The sequence below is a fragment of the Paraburkholderia bryophila genome (assembly GCF_003269035.1).
Classification (GTDB): Bacteria; Pseudomonadota; Gammaproteobacteria; order Burkholderiales; family Burkholderiaceae; genus Paraburkholderia; species Paraburkholderia bryophila.
The window spans coordinates 169,985-188,688 of record NZ_QLTK01000008.1 but is presented as its reverse complement, the minus strand read 5'-3'; the positions used below and the strand labels follow the sequence as shown (position 1 = coordinate 188,688).

Sequence of the window (18,704 nt, the reverse complement as noted above, 5' to 3'; positions counted from 1 at the left end):
CGAGCGCCTGCCATTCGGTAAGCGCTCGTTTGGTCAGGTCACTGGGGTTGGGCCAGGGTCGGCCTGGCGTTTCGTCGCGGGGGTTAGGCGATGCCCGCGGCTTGACGGCAAAGAGGGCGATACCGGAAACGGCGCAGCGGCGGAAAGCCATATCGTGATATGGCCGCGACTCTCCGTTCAGTTACGCGGTCTCGCTCTTATCAGTATCCGGGGTGGCGCTCGCGGCTTCCTGACTCATGGCGGCCGCCGCCAAGGCGGTAGCAAGCTCCGGATACGCTTCTTTCCGTTCACTGTAGCGATCAGTCAGGTAGTCCGCGCGGTCACGCACAAGCAGCGTGAATTTGTACAGTTCTTCCATCACATCCACCACGCGATCGTAATAGGTCGACGGGTTCATCCGACCGTTGGCGTCAAACTCCTGCCAGGCCTTCGCGACTGAAGACTGATTCGGGATGGTTACCATGCGCATCCATCGACCGAGAATGCGCAGGGCGTTCACGGCGTTGAAAGATTGCGATCCGCCGCACACCTGCATTACAGCGAGCGTGCGCCCTTGCGTGGGGCGAACCCCGCCGCATTCGAGCGGAAGCCAGTCGATCTGATTCTTAAATACCGCAGTCAAGGTTCCGTGACGTTCGGGACTGCACCAGACATGCCCTTCGGACCACTCGGAGAGCTTGCGCAGCTCGACCACTTTCGGATGATCGGCCGGCACGCTGTCTACGAGCGGCAAGCCGTGGGGATCAAACACCCGCGTATCCGCGCCGAAATGGCGCAGGATGCGTTCCGCTTCGAGTGTGAGCAGCCGGCTGTAGGAGGTAGGGCGTAACGAGCCGAATAGCAGCAGGATTCGTGGCGCGTGTTGGGAAACGGTTAGCGGCTGGAGCTTCTGGAGATCGGGCGAGCTGAGGTGCAGTGCGCTAACGTTAGGCAGATCCTGCATCATTAAACAAGCCTCCGCCCTTCGCTATCGACGACCTGCTCGCCGTCCTCTTTCGAGAATGGACCTTTCTGCGCGGCCGGAAGGATGTCGAGTGCGACCTCAGAAGGCCGGCAGAGGCGCACGCCAAGCGGCGTGACGACAAACGGGCGGTTGATCAGTACTGGATGTTCGAGCATGGCATCGAGCAGTTGCTCGTCACTCAAAGACATATCGTTCAGGCCAAGCTCGGCATAGGGCGTACCCTTTTCACGTAGCGCGGCGCGCACCGTGAGGCCGGCGCGAGAAATCAACTCCTTCAGCGTCTCCCGGTCAGGAGGAGCCCGCAGATACTCGATGATTTCTGGCTCGATGCCGGCGTTGCGGATCATTGCCAGCGTATTGCGAGACGTGCCGCAATCGGGATTGTGATAAATCGTGACCATCATGCTTGCTGCTCCTTGATGCCGTGTTTCGCTTCGTACCAATGCTGCGAGCGGTTGACCACACCGACAACGAACAACATCACCGGCACTTCGATCAGCACGCCGACCACCGTGGCCAGCGCCGCGCCCGAGTGGAAGCCAAACAGGCTGATTGCTGTAGCGACCGCCAATTCGAAGAAATTGCTGGCGCCGATCAGACTGGACGGCCCCGCAACACAGTGCGCCACGCCCAGCCGCCGGTTCAACAGGTACGCAAGGCCGGAATTAAAAAACACCTGTATCAGGATCGGCACCGCGATCATGGCGATAACGAACGGCTCCTTTACGATCGCCTGCCCCTGGAAGGCAAACAGCAGGACAAGCGTGACGAGCAATGCGCCGATCGAATACGGGCCGAGACGGGCGACCGTCTGCCGGAAATGAGTTTCGCCGCGAGAGAGCAGCATGCGGCGTAGCAGTTGCGCGATGAGGACCGGAAAAACGATATACAGACCAACCGAAATGACCAACGTATCCCATGGGACCGTAATGGCCGACAGGCCAAGCAGGAGCGCCACCAAGGGCGCGAAAGCGACGATCATGATCGAGTCATTGAGCGCGACTTGCGACAGGGTGAAATACGGATCGCCCTTGCAGAGTTGCGACCAAACAAACACCATCGCTGTGCAGGGTGCGGCAGCAAGCAGTATCAGGCCCGCGATGTAGCTATCGATCTGAGCGGTGGGCAGCCACGGCGCGAACACGTGCCGAATGAAAATCCAGCCGAGGAGCGCCATCGAGAAGGGTTTGACTATCCAGTTCACAAACAGCGTGACACCGATTCCTCGCCACTGGTTTTTGACCTGGGTCATCGCGCCAAAATCAATCTTGACCAGCATCGGCACGATCATTACCCAGATCAGTACACCGACCGGGAGATTAACGTGCGCCACCTCCATGCGGCCGACTGCCTGAAATAGCTGGGGAAGGAGCTGGCCGGCCACAATGCCGCCCACAATGCAGAGGACGACCCATACCGTCAGATACCGCTCGAAGGAGCCGATCGCTGGCTGTGCGCCGCTGTCGGCGGTTTCAGCACTGCTCATCGGAAGCCTTGGCCGGTTTCGTGCAGCAATCGGGAAGGTCGTCCACGGCACAGGCCGCGCCCGCGCAGCAGTTTTCCGTCAGAAACCCGATCAGGCCCACCATTGCATCAAAGTTCGCTGTGTAGATAACAAAACGGCCCTGCTGTCTGGGCTTGACCAGCTCGGTGTGCGACAGATCTTTCAGATGGAAAGACAGGCTGGAAGGAGAAAGCGCAAGCCGCTGCGCGATTTCTCCTGCGGGCAGGCCTTCGGGACCAGCCACGACGAGCATGCGGAAGATCGCGAGACGCGATTCGTGTGCGAGCGCGCTCAGGGCGCGTACAACAAGGTTTGAGTCCATAGCTCAAACAATAGGGTATTCATTTCCACATTTCAAGCATTATTGAAATGTTGTTGATGACCCGGCGTGTCGTATCAGCACGGGGACAGCAAGAGAGTCACGCGACCTGAATTCGGGTGCTACAAGTGCTACAGGTGCTACACCCCGGTTTGTCAGTGCTTTGGCACGAATCGTTGAGTGCTACAGAGGTGCTACAAGGTGCTACACAAGACAAACCAGTCGCCATCTCCATCACACCACACCGGCCCTCCTCTGTAGCACCCGTATCACCGCGTATCACATGGGTGCTACGGGGCAAGCTGTTGAAAACAAACGATGTATCACCCGTATCACCTGTAGCACCGCAAAATCAGAGAGACGATCGCGAAACCGAGCCGACGCCCTCCCCTGATACCAAATCCCGCCCCGCACATCCCCCCGCCCGCCGACCTCTTCCGCAACCCGGTTACGCCGATTCCGATGCGAGCCGCGATCACGCGGAATGGTCGAATCCGGTCGCTTCGGCACGCCAAATTGTGCCCAGACCGGGTACAGACCGCGTCGCTCGCCTTCGACCTCCCCATGCCCGAACATGAACGCATCCGAACCTTAACGAACACACAGGAACGTTTATGGACACCACCATTCGCGCGCCGAAAGTCGTCGCCATCCCGGAAACGGGTTTCATGCGATTCAAGCAGGTCCAGCAGGTTTTCCCGATTGGTCGAACGACGCTTTGGGAACTGGTGGGACGCGGCCTGTTTCCCCAGCCAATCAGAATGTCTTCGCGCCTCGTCGTCTGGCGCGCGGAGGAAGTCCGCGCATGGATCGTCGCGCAGGGCCAGCAGAAAACCGGCATCGTCGCCGCTAACGAACTGGGCCACGCCAGCACCGGGCGCCCCTGCACGGCGGTCGCCGGCGCAAACCCGGCGGCTTAAAGGCAGTTCGACATGACGCACAGCATTCACTCCACCCAGGCGCAAGCGCATACGCTCGCGACGCATCCGGCGCAGGAAGTTTTTCTTGTCGCTGGCGCGTCCCGCTTCTATACTCCGGCTGTCGCTGAAACAACAGCGCCCCGGTTTGACAGCCGGATTTGTCTAGGCGGACTACCGCCTCTGCGCGGTTTTTTTTCGTCCGCACGCCTTGCGCTCCTATGGTCGGGCCTTGGCGGGGGAGCGCTCGCGCTCGCCGGTTTCCTAGACGCCGGTCTGTCAACCCTGCCTTGTGCCCGGCCACCCCGTTTGACAGCGGGAAGTCGGGTTCTTCAACTCGTCTAGGAGCAACCATGCCCCTCAATGATCACGCTCGCGCCCAGCGAGCCATGTCCCCGCTTTGCCGCGACATTCTGCTGATTGCACGCCACGCGATTTCGCTGGCCGCGCTGACGGAGGAAGTCCCCACCGCCGCGCTTGAAATCACGGCGCTCGCGCTCGCGGAAATCTGCCGTCGCCTCACGGAAGAGGGCGAATGCCATGCAGTTCACTGACCGCGAGCGAGTCCAGCTCGCGCTCTCTTCCATTCCGTCCGACCTGCCGCGCAATGAGTGGTGGCGCGTCGGCGCAGCCATCAAGCACGAATTCGGCGACGAAGGCTTCGAGCTGTTCAACACATGGAGCAGCAACGCGTCGAGCTACGATGCCGGCGCGGCACGCGATACGTGGCGCTCGCTGGATGCCGACGGCGGCATCCGTATCGGTAGCCTGTTCGAGCTCGCAAAGCGTCACGGCTTCGAACCGAAACGTCACCGAGGCATCGCCACGCATCCCGCCGGAGAAACGAAACGCACCGCCGTAGTCCGGCAGGCAGACGATGCGGCCGGCAAGGCGCGCGCGGACAGGCACAGCACCGCGGCTGAACGGGCCGTATCGATCTGGAACGGCGCACAGGCCGCCTCCGCGGATCACCCTTACCTCGCACGGAAGGACGTGGTTCAGCACGATCTGCGCGTCTATCGCGGCGCGCTCTCGATCGCGTCCATGCGCTGTGACGGCGCGCTGATCGTCCCGCTATACAACGAGGCCGGCGCGCTCACGTCCCTGGAATTCATCAGCCCGGCGGGCGAGAAACGATTCCTGCCCGGCGGAGCGAAAGCGGGCTCGTTTCACGTCATCGGCAACTCCTTTGACTGCCTCGTCATCGCGGAAGGTTATGCAACCGCAGCGAGCGCGACCGCAGCCAATGGCGGTGCCTCAGTCATCGCCTTCGATGCAGGCAATCTGCGCCGCGTCGGTGAAACGATGCGCAAGCGCTATCCGGATGCAGACCTCGTATTCGCGGTCGATAACGACGACGCAGAGGGCAACGCGGGCGCCGCAGGCAATACCGGCATGAAGTCCGCGACAGCGGCTGCCAACGCCGTCGAGGGTGTACTCGCCGTACCGCCGGCCGGCATGGATCTGAACGACCTGCATCGCGCCCAAGGCATCGAAGCCGTGCGCGATCTGATCGTGGCGGCCCTGCCGGACCAGTGGCCTGATATGGCCACCCGGCCATCGTGGGGCATCTACAGCCGGTGGCAGGCGATTGACAGCGTCGCACGCAAGCCGGGCGTCTGGTATCACTCGTACAAGCAGCGTGACGATCAGGAGCCGGTACTGGTCGATGAGTGGATCTGTTCCCCGCTGTATGTCGCCGCCACCACGTCGAACCGCGAGGACGACGACTACGGTTTCCTGTTGCGTTACGTGTCGCGCCGTGGCGTCTGGAAGCGCTGGGCGATGCCCGCCGAAATGCTCGCGGGCGATGGCTCGGAAGCGCTGGGCGTGCTGCTCGCCGGCGGCGTCGAGATATCGCAGCACAAGAAGCGCGAGGTGTTGCGATACATCGCCAGCCAGCATCCGAAGCGGCACATGCGCGCTGCGACGCTGACGGGCTGGCACCAGGGCGCGTTCGTTCTACCGGATGAAGTCATCGGCGCGGACGACGTCTGGTTCCAGGCTGCGGGCCGTACCGCGCCTTATGGCGTGGCCGGTACGCTGAACGGCTGGCAGACCGGCGTCGCCGGACTGGCGAATGGGAACCCCATGCTGATGCTCGCCATCGCGGCGGGCTTCGCCGGCGTGCTGCTTGATCCACTACGGATCGACGGCGGCGGACTGCACATCTATGGCGACTCCAGCACCGGCAAGACGACCGCCCTGGTTGCAGGCATTTCGGTATGGGGCGGCCAGTCGTTCCGGCGTCAGTGGCGCGCGACGGCGAACGGCCTGGAAGGCGCGGGCACGATGCACACCGATACGTTGCTCGCGCTCGATGAGATCGGCGAAGTCGCGCCGCGTGACCTCTATGAGGCGTCGTATGCGCTCGCGAACGGAACGGGCAAGAGCCGCGCGAACAAACACGGCGAGGCACGCAAGGCTGCGCAGTGGCGCGTGTTCGTACTTTCGACCGGCGAAACGACGATCATCGCCCGCATTGAGGCCGGCGGCATCGAGTCGAAAGCCGGGCAGGCACTGCGGATTCTGGACCTTCCTGTGACCGGCCGATACGGTCTGTTTGACGACCTCAGGGGCATGGATTCAGGCGCCCGGATCGCCGACGCACTGCGCGACGCAGCGGCGAAGCACTACGGCCACGCAGGCCGCGAGTTTGTACGGAAGATGGCCGCTCTGCGGGCGCAAGGCGTCGAGCTGAATGCCCGCCTGCAAGAGCTGCTCACACAGTTCGACGCACCGGACGGGCAGGAACGACGCGCGGCGCGCGTACTCGCCCTGACCGCGCTCGCGGGAGAGCTGGCGATCGAGTTCGGCATCGTGGACTGGTCGGCCGGCGCACCGGTCGCCGCCGCGAGGCAGGCTTTCAGGGCCTGGCAGGACCGGCGCGAGACGCATGGCAAAAGTGCCGAACACATCGGCGTGATGCGGTCGATCACCGCGTTCATCGACCGCTGCGGCGACGCGCGGTTCTCCGATATCGATGCGGACGGTGCGCCGCTGGTGCCGATCCGCGATCGCGCCGGTTACTGGCGTATCCGCGAAGGTGCGCGCAGCTACCTTTTCACGTCCGAGGGGTTGCGCGAGGCCATCAAGGGATACGACTTCAACCGCGCGCTGACGGCGCTGGACCAGTGCGGGGCACTGACCGAAGGCAAGGGCGGCAAGCGCTCGGCGATGGTGCGCGTGCCGGGCGGCCACCTCACCCGCCTGTACTGCATCGATCCGGCCCGACTCGACATGACCTGATCGCCCGTCACGGCGTCAGCACAACACGGTAGTCCATCCTGCTCTCGCGGATGGACAGACAATAAATTCAGTTTGTACTACTAACGTAGCGGGAAATTGCTATGTCGAAAAAATTTCAGCTCAGGCAGCACACCGAAAACGCGGTCATCCGATGGGGCAACGCGACCCGGCAGGTCGAACTGTGCGAGCTGCTGCACCGCGAATCGCTCGACCTGTACCGGCGCGGGCTGGTCGATGCAACGGCCATCGTGCGCGCCGCAACCGGGGTCCAGCAGGCGCGGGACCAGGAGCGGACCGCCTGGACGGAAGCGATGACCGCGAAGGACGCCTGGTTCGCGGAGGCGCAACGGTTTGTCGAGCTACGGGAGAAACGGCCACGGCGCGCCGCGATAGCACGTCGCCTGTGGATGCTGCGCGCGCAGCGACCACAGCCGCAGGCATGACGGTCTGGAACGGGTCTGGCCGGCGAAACACGCGCGCTGTCGGCGCGCCGTCGATCGCCTGGCCAGCAGACAGAAGTAACGATGCAACCTTTTGAAATGGAGAATGTAATGTCAAACACTGAAGCAAACAGCAACGCGGCACACTTCGAGGAAAAAGCGCGTGACGCGCACGCGGCCCACATCGAAGCCGTTGAGCAGCACGAGGACGCACTGCGTGAGCGCGAGTCCGGTCCCTACAAGGTCTTCATCGATGCCGAAGCCCGGCTCGACACCCTGTATGCGCAGATCGAAGAACAGGAACGGGTGGTACGGGATTCAGACGCGCAGTTCCGCACGGGGGCCAGCGACGGTAGCGACGAAACCTTCCGCAAACTCGAAGATCTGCTATCGGCCAAACGGCAGGCCGAGGACCGGTTACGGGTTCTGCGCGCGATGCTGGAGCCGGTCGAGCGCGGTCTCGTGGAGCAGTGTCTTGCCGCGAGTCACGCCATCGACAGGGTGAATGAAACCGCCGCAGCGGTGCAGAAAGCGCGGGCTGAGGACGTGGCGTACGGCGTCCTGGCACGTTTCAGTGCGGTGCTGGAGCAGGCGGTCAGCGTCGGCGGCTACGCGATCCTCCGGCAGGCACTGGACGCCATGCCGGGTGCGCCGGACCAGTCTCCCGAAGCCCTCGAACTGGCGGCACTGCACCGGGGCATGCTGACGCAGGCGGACGTGCATGCGCTCACACGTGGCGGTCGTGTGCCCCCGGGGCTGGCCGTGCTGATCCGCCGTCTGCTGGACGGGGACGCGACGGTCGCCGGCATGCTGCGTCATCGCCGGTTGACCAGTGCGCTCGCCGACCGGGCGCTGCGCGGCATCTGCGAGCGCGCGCTGAAGCCGGCCACCGCCCAGGAGACGCCATGAACAGCACCATTCCGGCGGGCTATGTGCCCGACGCGCGCGGCCGCCTCGTGCCGGCGTCGATGGTCAAACCGATCGACAGGCTACGCGACCAGACCATCCACGGACTGATCGATGACGCAAGACTGCTGCATCGTCAGCTGGCGGAGTTCAAGGCGCGGGCCTTCGCGGATATCGCCGCATTCGTCGAAACCAGTCATGAAGCGTACGGACTGAAGGTCGGCGGGACCAAGGGCAATATCAGCCTGATCACGTTCGACGGCCGCTACAAGGTCGTGCGGCAGATTGCCGAATACATCCAGTTCGACGAGCGTTTGCAGGCCGCGCGGGAGCTGATCGACGCGTGCATCCTTGAATGGACGCAGGGCAGCCGCGACGAGATCAAGGTACTGATCGCCGAGGCGTTCCAGGTGGACAAGGAAGGCAAGGTCAGCACCGCGCGGATTCTGGCCCTGCGCCGGCGGTCAATCGAGCATCCCCAATGGAAGCTGGCGATGCAGGCGATCGCCGACAGCGTTCGCGTGACCGACAGCCGGCCGTATGTGCGGCTCTACGAGCGCAGCGAAACGACGGGCGAATACCAGCCGATCAGTCTCGATCTGGCGGGCGCCTGAGACGCGCCGGCCGCGAAAACGGCCGCGAAACCCATCAGGCAGTCAGGATTCGCGGCCACCGATCAATAACGGGGCTCTTATGTCACGCATGACTAAAACCACCCGCTCACCGGCGCGGCTGCGTGCGGCGCGGTTGCGTGCGCCGCGCCGTCGCGCCGGCCGCAAGGAGGGCCGATGAGAACCGTCGATCTCATCGAGGCCGCGGCGATCCTCGGCGCGCACCCGGAAACGGTGCGCCTGAAGGCGAAGGCCGGCGCGCTGCCGGGCCGCAAGGTCGGCAAACGCTGGATGTTTTCAGAGGTTGCCCTGCAACGCTACCTCGCCGGAGAATGGATCCCGCGAGTTGTGCAGGGCGATCAACAGGAGTCGGAAAAATGTCGCTCTATAAACGAAGTAGAAGTCCCAACTGGTATTACCGGCTTTCCCCGCCGGATGGCGGTCCAGTCCTACAAGGCAGCACTGGCACCAGCAACCGGGAGCAGGCGCAGGAGTTCTACGACCGCCTGAAAGTGGATCTGTGGAACCAGGCCAGGCTCGGTCACAAGCCGCGCTACACCTGGAACGATGCGGTCGTCCGCTATGTGGCCGAACGCGACGGTATCGCCAGCCTTGAAACCAGCAAGACTCACCTGCGATGGCTCGACCAGCATCTGTCCGGTGTCCAGCTGGTGGATATCGACCGAAACCGGATTGACGCTATTGCGCACATCAAGCGGATGGAGCCCCGGATCATCCGGACGCGCCACGGCCCGAAGAAGCTGGGGCGCAACGTCAGTGCGGGTACGGTCAATCGCGTGACGGGTGTGCTCAAGGCCGTCCTGAACGCGGCGCTCGAATGGGAGTGGATCGACCGGGTGCCGAGGACGAAGAAGACGAAGATCGTGTCGCGCCGGATACGCTGGCTGACGCTGGCGGAAGCGGAACGGCTGCTGGCCGAGCTGCCGGCGCACCTGGCCGACATGGCGCGGTTCAGCCTCGAAACCGGGCTGCGCCGCTCGAACGTGACGGGGCTGCAATGGTCACAGGTCGATCTGGTGCGGCGGGTCGCGTGGATTCATCCGGACCAGGCGAAGGCCCGCAAGGCGATCACGGTGCCGCTGTCGGACACAGCAATCGCCGTGCTACGGCGGCAACGCGCGACGAAGCGCAAGCCGGACTACGTCGAAAGCGTGTTCGTGTACCACGGCCAGCCGGTCTACCAGACGGTGACGGCCGCGTGGCGGGAAGCGTGCAAACGGGCCGGCATCCGCGATTTCCGCTGGCACGATCTGCGCCATACGTGGGCGAGCTGGCATGTGCAGCGCGGCACGCCGTTACAGGTGCTGAAGGAGCTGGGAGGATGGGAGACGCTGGAGATGGTGCAACGCTACGCACACCTGTCGGCCGATCACCTGGCGCGCTGGGTGCAGCCGCACACGCAGGTCGCGGACCTGCAAGCCGTGTCCGGCTGACGGGTCTGACTGTATTTTCACTGTACTGGGAGGAAACGACGCAGCGGAGAAACCGCTGAAACCCTTGTCAGGATTGGTGCGCCCGGCTGGGATCGAACCAGCAACCCCTGCCTTCGGAGGGCAGTACTCTATCCATTGAGCTACGGGCGCTTCAACACAAAAGCGCGGCAACCAGAGCGGAGGCGACGCCAAAGCGAGACCGAGAGAATACCCGGTTTCGGCTCAAGCGTCCACCGGACGGCCTCGATAGCCCTATCGGACGGCCTCGGCGCACCGCCGCCGATGCGGGTAAACGCCTGCTGAACACCCCACCGCGCCCCTCGCCGTCGTCGAAAGCTTGCGTCTATAATCGTCCGTGGCTGATATAGAACAAGAAGTTGCCGTCACGCTGTACCGCTCACATACCCACGGAGACGAGACAAGCATGAGCGAAGCACCACACGGAGCCCCGATCAAAACCCCAGGACAGCTCATCGCCGCGATCATCGCCAGCTTTGCCGTCCCGATCGTCATCATCGTTCTGCTGGTCGTGTACGTCGATAATTCGACACGCACCGGCGCCGGCACCGACTCTCTCTCCGAAGCCGAAGTCACCGCCCGCATCAAGCCGTTCGCACAGGTCGACATTCGCGACGCCAATGCACCGCGCGTCTACAAAACGGGCGAAGAGGTCTACAAAGCCGTTTGCTCCGCGTGTCACGCGTCGGGTGCGGCAGGCGCGCCGAAATTCACCAATACCGCCGACTGGGCGCCGCGCATTGCGCAAGGCTTCGACACGCTGTGGCATACGGCGCTCGCCGGCAAAGGCGCGATGCCGCCACGCGGCGGCACCAGCCCGGACGACTACAGCGACTTCGAAATTGCCCGCGCCGTGGTCTATATGGTGAACAATTCCGGCGCGAGCTTCCCCGAACCGGCACAACCGGCGGCGGGTGCGCCGGCAACAGCAGCCTCGGGCGCAACGGCAGCAGCCGCGCCGGCCGGCGCCTCCGACGCAGGCGCAGCACAAGCCGCCGCGGCCATGGCCGCCATGGCGAGCGTGCCGCAAGCCGCCGCGCCGGCAGCCGGCGCCCAAAGCGCGGATGCTTCGCAAGCGGGCAAGGCCCTGTACACGCAAGTCTGCCAGGCCTGCCACGCAGCCGGCGTGCTGAACGCGCCGAAGTTCGGCGATAAGGACGCCTGGGCGCCGCGCCTGAAAGACCCGATCGACACGGTCTACAACTACGCGCTGCACGGCAAGGGCGCGATGCCGCCCAAAGGCGGCTCGAACGCCTCGGACGCGGACGTGAAGGCCGCCGTGGATTACATGGTCAGCGCGGTGAAGTAACCGCTCGACGGATATCGAATACCCGCGGCGGTTGCTGTTGCGCAACAAAAAAATCCCTGCCTCACGGCAACGTGAGACAGGGATTTTTGCTTATTAGTCGACGCTCGGAGCAATCGCCGGCCGACTGAATGCTTCGACAAACGCCAACGCCGGCGTGTCGCCAGCCAGCGCGGCGAGATGCTCATGCAAAGCAGCCGGCGTAAGCCACGGATACGCCAACCCCGTTTGCAGCGCGTCGAGCAAAGCGCCATCGGCATCGGGCACGACGTCCATCCGTGCGATATGAATATGAAAGCCCGTGACGACCGGTGTCTCGTCGAACGTCCACCGATATACGCCGTGACCGACGCGTAATGCGCCCGTCGCCGGTTCGCGCATCACCACCAGCCAGGGCAGCGCATCGATCACGCCGGCTTGCATGGCGAGCGCGTCGCAGACGTAATAGGTCCGGCACCGCGTGTACTGCGCGCCGAAATCGGTGACGAGCGTTTTAGCGATTGCATCGGCGCCGACGGTACGCGCCGGAAACGCGATAGCCGACGTCGCGAGCGACATGGTGAGCACGGCATCGGCAGCGAAGGCCTCGGCGATGCGCTCGGCCCGCGTGTGGTCTTTCGCGTCGATGTAGGTTTCAAGCGCGCGGCGATAGGGTGCGAGTAGCAGCGAAGTCATGCGGGCGGTCTCCAGTGAACGTCGATGCCCGCCGACGGTCCCCGTCGACAGGCCGCGTCACTCTAGCCCGAGCACGCCGACAAACCGCCGAAGCACCTGCCGCTCGCGGGGTTTTGCGCGCGGCCCGCGCCACGACACGGCGCGCCACGCCACGAAACCCGCCCCAACCCACTCAAGGTTTCTGCAACAACGCCTTCAAACTCGCCAGCCGGTCTTTCGGCGACATCGGCGCCTCATCCGCCGTAGGCGGCGGCGCATCGTCGAGCAGCATCTCGGGAATAAACCGCGACGGCTCGCACACCACCGTCTCTCTCGCGCGCTTGCGCTTCTTGCACCAGTTCAGATGCAGACTGCGCTGCGCGCGCGTAATCGCGACGTACATCAGGCGACGCTCCTCCTCGATGCGCGCGTCGTCGATCGGCTCGTCGTCGGGGCCACCGCGATGCGGCATGATGCCCTCCTCGACGCCGACCAGAAACACGTGCGGATACTCCAGCCCTTTCGACGCATGCACCGTCGACAACCGCACCGCGTCCGGATCTTCCTCGCGGCCTTCGAGCATCGACATCAGCGCGACCGTCTGGATCAGGCCGAGCAGGTTCTTGCCGGTGTCGCCGAGACCGTCGGCGGTGTCGTAGCCGGTTGCCTCGCTATTCGCGGCGCCTTCGGGTTCGGCCTTGGTGCCCTTGCGCTTCAGCCATTCCATGAACTCCAGCACGTTCTGCCACTTGGACTGCGCCTGACGTTCGTCGAACGCGTCGTACAGATAGGCCTCGTAGTGGATCGCGTCCATCAGTTCATCGAGCAGCGGACCGGCGGCGTCTTTCTCCGCGCGATCGGTGAGGCGCTGCATGAAGTCGCAGAACACGCGCATCGGTTCGATCTGGCGCGGCGACAGGCGCGCTTCGATGCCGCCCATATACACCGCCTCGAACAACGACACCTTCGCCTGGCCCGCAAACGAGCCGAGCGCTTCGAGCGTGGTATTGCCGACGCCACGGCGCGGCGTGGTGATCGCGCGGATGAACGCGGGGTCGTCGTTCGCGTTGGCGATCAGGCGCAGATACGCGCAGATGTCCTTGATCTCGGCCTTGTCGAAAAACGATTGGCCGCCCGACAGCACATACGGAATCCGTTCCCGGCGCAGCACCTGTTCAAAGATGCGCGCCTGAAAATTGCCGCGATACAGAATCGCGTAATCGCGGAAATTCGCGCGGCGTTCGAACTTGTGCGCGGACAGCCGGAACACGACCGACTCCGCCTCGTGCTCTTCGTCGTTACAACCAGTGACGGTGATCGTGTCGCCCATGCCGTGTTCGGACCACAATTTCTTCTCGAACAGCTTCGGGTTGTTCGCGATCACGTTGTTCGCGGCGGTCAGAATGCGCACCGTCGAACGATAGTTCTGCTCGAGCTTGATGAGGTGCAGCTTCGGAAAATCCTTGCTGAGCTGGCCGAGATTTTCGAGCGTCGCGCCGCGCCAGCCGTAGATCGCCTGATCATCGTCGCCCACCGCCGTGAAGGCCGCGCGCTTGCCGGCCAGCAGCTTGACCAGTTCGTACTGGCACGCGTTGGTGTCCTGATACTCGTCGATCAGCAGATAGCGCAGCTTGTTCTGCCAGCGATCGCGCACCTGCTCGTTTTTCTCGAACAGCTCGGCGGGCAGGCGGATCAGATCGTCGAAGTCGACCGCCTGATATGCGTGCAGCGTCGCCACGTAGTTGCGGTAGACGATCGCGGCCTGATGCTCGTCCTCGTTCGCCGCGATCGCGATTGCCTGCTCCGGCATGATCATGCCGTTCTTCCACAGCGAGATGATCGACTGGATCTTGCGGATAAAGCCCTTGTCCGTCGAGCCGACCTGCTCCTGGATCATGCCGAAGCAGTCGTCCGAATCCATGATCGAGAACTGCGGCTTCAGGCCGACGTGTTCCGCTTCCTGGCGCAAAATCTGCACACCGAGCGAGTGGAAGGTGCAGACCGTCAACTGGTTGACGGGCACTTTGCGACCTTCCTTGCCGGGCGTGGTGAGCGTTTTGCCTTCGAGCAGCTTGCCCACGCGCTCGCGCATTTCCAGCGCGGCCTTGTTGGTGAAGGTAACGGCGGCGATGTGGCGCGGCTCGAAGCCCTTGGCCTCGATCAGGTGCGCGATTTTCTGCGTGATCACGCGCGTCTTGCCGCTGCCGGCGCCGGCGAGCACGAGACACGGGCCGTCGAGATAACGGACCGCTTCATTTTGGGCGGGGTTCAGGCCTGCGGACATCGTGTGTGGATGGGTAATGCGTTGAAGGCGGCGGTTGAAGGCGGCGGAAGACGCGGCGGCCCGGCATTGCCGGCCGGCGGTCTGGAGGCCCAAGGTCCTGCTGCGCGACACCGACGGTTGGAACGCCTGCCCTGCGTGCTGCCCGGGTGTTCCGGCCCGCTTGGGTTCGCGCGAGAGGAGCGATGTTAACACGGATGAATATGACGGACGACGACCCTCGTCGACCTCCCGTGCGGCGGCGCCGGCTGATTTCGCCCTATAGGCACACCGGACAATCCGGCCGCATGGCCCCGACAATCCGTGCCGGCCACACCCGCGGCCGACCGCCCGAACATGCCACAATTACGGGGTTGCGCGCCGACGCCGCGGTGGCCAGGCGGCGCGCCGTTTTGCAGGAAGACACGCATGTCCGCATCGCTGAAAATTGGATTGATGGGTTACGGTTTTGCTGGCGCCACCTTTCATGCGCCGGTGATCGATCACTGCGGGCGCGCGAGCGTCGCGGCAATCGCGACGGGCCGGCCCGAGCAGGCGCTCGCCGACTATCCGCACGCGAAAGTGGTGGCCGATCTCGACGCGCTGCTCGCGCTCGAGGAAATCGACTGCGTCGTGATCGCGACGCCCAACGACACGCACTTCGAACTCGCGCGCCGCACGCTGGAAGCCGGCAAGCACGTCGTGGTCGACAAACCGGTCACGCTCACTGCCGCCGACGCGCATACACTCGCCAACATCGCGCTGGCCCGTGGCAAGCGGTTCGTGCCGTTCCACAACCGTCGCTGGGACGGCGACTTTCTGAGCGTGCGCGATCTGCTCGCCGACGGGACTTTGGGGCGCGTCACGCAATTCGAATCGCATTTCGACCGTTTCCGGCCGGAAGTGCGGCAGCGCTGGCGCGAAGAGGCATCGCGCGGCGGCGGCCTGCTGTTCGACCTGGGGCCGCATCTGATCGACCAGGCGTTGGCGTTGTTCGGCGCGCCGCAGACCGTCTCGGCGACGGTGCGCACCCATCGCGACGAAGCCAGCGCGCCGGACTACGTGCACATCCAACTCGGCTACGGCGAATTCGAGGTGGTACTGCACGCCAGCGCGCTGACCATGCTGCTTGCGCCGCGGTTCGCCATTCACGGCACGCGCGGAAGCTACGTGAAGTACGGGCTCGACACCCAGGAAGATCAGTTGAAGGCCGGCCTGCGCCCCGGCGACGACGGCTTCGGTGCCGGTAACACAGCGGGCGTGCTACGCGTGGTGGAAGGCGGCCAGGAAGTCGAACGGGAACTGCCCACGCGTAACGGCGATTACGCCGGCTTCTACATTGCCCTCGCCGATTCGATCCAGAACGGCGTGAAATTCCCGGTCAGCGCCCAGGAAGCCGTCGACGTCATGACGATTATCGAACTGGCCGCGCGCAGTTCCGACGAAGGTGTCCGCTTGCCGTTCGAGCGGATTCGCTAAGGGGTAGGCCGGCATCCGGCGCCGGTCTGTGTACCTAAAATCCAGCTCACAAACCGTCGCCTGGCCGCCTGAAACTGACAAGCCCGAAAGGAACATAACGTTACAAATAAGCGCGCCTTTCCGGTCAGCGTGAGCGCCGTGTTATCCGTTGCTACCGGGTAGCACCAGAAAACGACAACGACTTCCGGAGAGTCCATGCCCCGTATCATTCGCGCAGTAGCAGCATGCGCTTTGCTCAGTTCGCTCGCCGCTTGCGTGGTGGCGCCCCAACCGGCGCCGGCCCCGCGCCCCAACCCGCAGCAGATCGCGTATGAACGCCTGCATCAGGTCGACGGCCGTATCGACAACCTGAGCCGCCGCATCGACGCTCACGTCAATCAAGGCTACTACCCGCCCCCGCAAGGCGGCGCGCTGCATCACCGCCTCGACGTGATCCGTCAGGAAGCGCACGACATGGCCGCGCAACACGGCGGCGGCCTGTCCGGCGACGAACAGCGCGTGCTGAACCAGGAACTGGACAACGCGGCCCACGCCATCGGCGAATAATCGCGCCAGTTCGGGCAACCCAGCAGCAAACCGCGCGGGCATCACGTCCCGCGCTTTTTTTTGACAGACGCAATCGCGCTGCGCCAATCCACGCGCCGCTTGCGCGCCTTTATTTGACAAGCTTGGGGGCGTCGCGTACATTCGCCGCACGCGTCGGGAGAGCGTGCTGGCCGCTGAAAATCGCAGGCCGCGCCGCCGAAGGGGCACACCCGCAAACTCTCAGGCAAAAGGACCGACCGCGTCGAAAAACCCGCTTTCAGGTAGCATCGAGGCCACGGTTTTTCGCACTCTGGAGAGCGGCAGTAGCCATCTGCAAACGCAGATTCCGGCAGGCTGCCCACCGAAGGGGCGCGCGTTTCACCGCGACACGGCAAGGTGTTCACGGCAACGCAATCTCTCAGGTATCGAGGACAGAGGGGCCATGCAGCGCATCGCTCGCAGCCATCAGGCAGCGGGGCGTAGCGCCGCATGGCCTTTTTTGTTTCGCGAGACGCCCGAGGCCCCATGACCGAACTCAAACACACCCCGCTCCACGCCGCCCATCGGGCGCTCAACGCCCGCATGGTCGATTTCGGCGGCTGGGACATGCCCGTCAACTACGGCTCGCAGATCGACGAACACCGCGCGGTGCGCACCGACGCCGGCATGTTCGACGTTTCGCACATGTGCGTCGTCGATTTCACCGGCGAGCGCGTGCGCGCCTTTTTCGACTACGCGCTGGCCAATAACGTCGGCAAGCTGCAAACTCCGGGCCGCGCGCTCTACTCCTGTCTGCTGAACCCGAACGGCGGCGTGATCGACGACCTGATCGTCTATTACTTCGGCGAGGATCACTTCCGCGTGGTCGTCAATGCCGGCACCGCCGATAAAGACATCGCCTGGTTCGGCCAGCTCAACGCCGAAGGCAGCTTCGGCCTGACCATCACGCCGCGTCGCGATTACGCGATCGTCGCCGTGCAAGGCCCGAATGCGCGCGACAAAGTCTGGCAAACCGTGCCGGCCACGCGCGCCGCGACGGAAGCCTTGAAGCCGTTCAACGCCGCCCGCGTCGACCACACGCCGTTCGGTGAATTGACCGTTGCCCGCACCGGCTATACCGGCGAGGACGGCTTCGAAATCATCGTGCCGGCGGATCACGTCGCCGCTCTGTGGGATGCGCTGCGGGCACAAGGCGTTCGCCCGGCGGGCCTCGGCGCGCGCGACACGCTGCGCCTCGAAGCCGGCATGAATCTGTACGGCCAGGATATGGACGACAACGTCTCGCCGCTCGACGCCGGCCTCGCCTGGACCGTCGACCTCACGTCGCCGCGCGCCTTCGTCGGTAAAGACAAGCTGGAAGCGAACGGTTCGCGGGCCGCGTTCGTCGGCCTGATCCTGCTGAAGGACAACGGCAAGGCCGCAGGCGTGCTGCGTGCTCATCAGAAAGTCGTCACGCCGCACGGCGACGGAGAAATCACCAGCGGCACGTTTTCCCCGACCATGCAGGAATCGATCGCCTTTGCGCGCGTGCCGAAAGGCGTGCAGCCGGGCGACACCGTTCACGTTCAGATTCGTGACAAAAACGTTCCCGCAAGCGTGGTAAAACTGCCGTTCGTGCGCAACGGCAAAGTGCTCGCGGTTTAAGCAGACCGGCGCGTACGCATCCCCCTTATTGAACACCATCCGAACACCGCATAGGAGCATCCGATGAGCATCCCGGCCGATCTGAAATATACCGAATCGCACGAATGGGTCCGTACCGAAGCGGACGGCACGCTGACGGTCGGCATTACCGACCACGCGCAGGAAGCGCTCGGCGATATCGTCTTCTTCGAAGTCCAGGAACTGGGCAAGAACGTCGAAGCCGGCGACACCGTCGCCGTGATCGAATCGGTGAAGGCCGCTTCCGATATCTACGCACCGGTTTCGGGCGAAATCATCGAAGCGAACACCGCCGTCGCCGACACGCCCGATTCGGTGAACACCTCGCCGTACGACAGCTGGCTCTTCAAGATCAAACCGTCCGACGACGCCACGCACGATCGCCTGATCGATGCCGACGCGTACGCCAAGGCCATCGGCGCCTGATTCACCTTTA

At 63.9% G+C, this 18,704-nt stretch carries 18 protein-coding genes, 1 tRNA gene, 1 pseudogene and 2 riboswitches; of the genes and pseudogenes, 13 read left to right on the top strand and 7 right to left on the bottom strand.

Features of this window, described 5'->3' with window-relative positions; translation table 11 throughout:
• Positions 1 to 181 precede the first annotated feature (181 nt).
• From arsH to BX591_RS15500, 4 genes are read right to left on the bottom strand one after another with little or no spacing between them, the layout of a single operon-like run.
• The gene (gene arsH, locus BX591_RS15515) at positions 182 to 946 is read right to left on the bottom strand and encodes an arsenical resistance protein ArsH (protein ID WP_111932297.1); all 765 of its coding nucleotides are present in this window, start codon (positions 944 to 946) and stop codon (positions 182 to 184) included.
• Positions 946 to 1,368 carry an arsenate reductase (glutaredoxin) gene (gene arsC, locus BX591_RS15510; protein WP_111932296.1) on the bottom strand — a complete coding sequence of 141 codons (423 nt, stop codon included), beginning with the start codon at positions 1,366 to 1,368 and terminating at the stop codon, positions 946 to 948. Before arsC ends, arsH begins: the two co-directional genes overlap by 1 nt.
• A complete protein-coding gene (gene arsB, locus BX591_RS15505) occupies positions 1,365 to 2,450 on the bottom strand; it encodes an ACR3 family arsenite efflux transporter (protein ID WP_111932295.1) in 1,086 nt (361 codons plus the stop codon). Before arsB ends, arsC begins: the two co-directional genes overlap by 4 nt.
• A complete protein-coding gene (locus BX591_RS15500; protein WP_111932294.1) occupies positions 2,437 to 2,790 on the bottom strand; it encodes an ArsR/SmtB family transcription factor in 354 nt (117 codons plus the stop codon). Before BX591_RS15500 ends, arsB begins: the two co-directional genes overlap by 14 nt.
• Before the next feature lie 611 nt (positions 2,791 to 3,401).
• Between BX591_RS15500 and BX591_RS15495 the strand changes: the two genes are divergently transcribed.
• The 8 genes and pseudogenes from BX591_RS15495 (at position 3,402) to BX591_RS15460 (ending at position 10,364) form a co-directional block, all read left to right on the top strand.
• Entirely contained in the window at positions 3,402 to 3,707 is a 306-nt protein-coding gene (locus tag BX591_RS15495) for a helix-turn-helix transcriptional regulator (protein WP_111932293.1), read from the top strand.
• Positions 3,708 to 4,057: 350 nt separating this feature from the next.
• Entirely contained in the window at positions 4,058 to 4,258 is a 201-nt protein-coding gene (locus BX591_RS36490; RefSeq protein WP_167444561.1) for a hypothetical protein, read from the top strand.
• Entirely contained in the window at positions 4,182 to 6,953 is a 2,772-nt protein-coding gene (locus tag BX591_RS15485; RefSeq protein WP_244146981.1) for a DUF927 domain-containing protein, read from the top strand. The genes BX591_RS36490 and BX591_RS15485 overlap by 77 nt, the downstream gene beginning before the upstream one ends.
• A 101-nt stretch (positions 6,954 to 7,054) precedes the next feature.
• Complete coding sequence (locus tag BX591_RS15480) at positions 7,055 to 7,396, top strand: hypothetical protein (protein WP_111932291.1); 342 nt, start codon at positions 7,055 to 7,057, stop codon at positions 7,394 to 7,396.
• Positions 7,397 to 7,504: 108 nt separating this feature from the next.
• Positions 7,505 to 8,302, top strand: coding sequence for a hypothetical protein (locus BX591_RS15475; RefSeq protein WP_111932290.1), 798 nt, complete (start codon positions 7,505 to 7,507; stop codon positions 8,300 to 8,302).
• Positions 8,299 to 8,913 carry a DUF3164 family protein gene (locus tag BX591_RS15470; RefSeq protein ID WP_111932289.1) on the top strand — a complete coding sequence of 205 codons (615 nt, stop codon included), beginning with the start codon at positions 8,299 to 8,301 and terminating at the stop codon, positions 8,911 to 8,913. Before BX591_RS15475 ends, BX591_RS15470 begins: the two co-directional genes overlap by 4 nt.
• A gap of 174 nt (positions 8,914 to 9,087) precedes the next feature.
• Positions 9,088 to 9,225: pseudogene (locus BX591_RS37155) on the top strand (helix-turn-helix domain-containing protein); the annotation flags it as partial.
• A gap of 62 nt (positions 9,226 to 9,287) precedes the next feature.
• Entirely contained in the window at positions 9,288 to 10,364 is a 1,077-nt protein-coding gene (locus BX591_RS15460) for a tyrosine-type recombinase/integrase (protein WP_111932287.1), read from the top strand.
• Between the two features lie 74 nt (positions 10,365 to 10,438).
• Here the strand turns inward: BX591_RS15460 and BX591_RS15450 are convergent.
• A tRNA-Arg gene (locus tag BX591_RS15450) sits at positions 10,439 to 10,514 on the bottom strand.
• Positions 10,515 to 10,788: 274 nt separating this feature from the next.
• Between BX591_RS15450 and BX591_RS15445 the strand changes: the two genes are divergently transcribed.
• Positions 10,789 to 11,691, top strand: coding sequence for a c-type cytochrome (locus BX591_RS15445; RefSeq protein WP_111932286.1), 903 nt, complete (start codon positions 10,789 to 10,791; stop codon positions 11,689 to 11,691).
• Positions 11,692 to 11,784: 93 nt separating this feature from the next.
• On the opposite strand, the gene BX591_RS15440 is transcribed toward BX591_RS15445, so the two are convergent.
• Positions 11,785 to 12,363 (bottom strand): hypothetical protein, encoded by a 579-nt coding sequence (locus BX591_RS15440; protein WP_111932285.1) that lies wholly within the window; start codon positions 12,361 to 12,363, stop codon positions 11,785 to 11,787.
• Positions 12,364 to 12,535: 172 nt separating this feature from the next.
• Positions 12,536 to 14,626, bottom strand: a complete 2,091-nt coding sequence (locus BX591_RS15435) for a UvrD-helicase domain-containing protein (protein ID WP_111932284.1) — start codon at positions 14,624 to 14,626, stop codon at positions 12,536 to 12,538.
• Positions 14,627 to 15,031: 405 nt separating this feature from the next.
• Between BX591_RS15435 and BX591_RS15430 the strand changes: the two genes are divergently transcribed.
• The 4 genes from BX591_RS15430 (at position 15,032) to gcvH (ending at position 18,694) form a co-directional block, all read left to right on the top strand.
• Positions 15,032 to 16,081, top strand: a complete 1,050-nt coding sequence (locus tag BX591_RS15430) for an oxidoreductase (RefSeq protein WP_111932283.1) — start codon at positions 15,032 to 15,034, stop codon at positions 16,079 to 16,081.
• Positions 16,082 to 16,276: 195 nt separating this feature from the next.
• Entirely contained in the window at positions 16,277 to 16,627 is a 351-nt protein-coding gene (locus tag BX591_RS15425; protein ID WP_105510139.1) for a hypothetical protein, read from the top strand.
• Between the two features lie 144 nt (positions 16,628 to 16,771).
• Positions 16,772 to 16,872, top strand: a riboswitch (glycine riboswitch).
• A gap of 34 nt (positions 16,873 to 16,906) precedes the next feature.
• Positions 16,907 to 17,051: riboswitch (glycine riboswitch) on the top strand.
• Between the two features lie 80 nt (positions 17,052 to 17,131).
• Positions 17,132 to 18,250, top strand: coding sequence for a glycine cleavage system aminomethyltransferase GcvT (gcvT, locus tag BX591_RS15420; RefSeq protein ID WP_111932282.1), 1,119 nt, complete (start codon positions 17,132 to 17,134; stop codon positions 18,248 to 18,250).
• 63 nt (positions 18,251 to 18,313) lie between these two features.
• A complete protein-coding gene (gene gcvH / locus BX591_RS15415) occupies positions 18,314 to 18,694 on the top strand; it encodes a glycine cleavage system protein GcvH (RefSeq protein ID WP_111932281.1) in 381 nt (126 codons plus the stop codon).
• Positions 18,695 to 18,704: the final 10 nt, after the last annotated feature.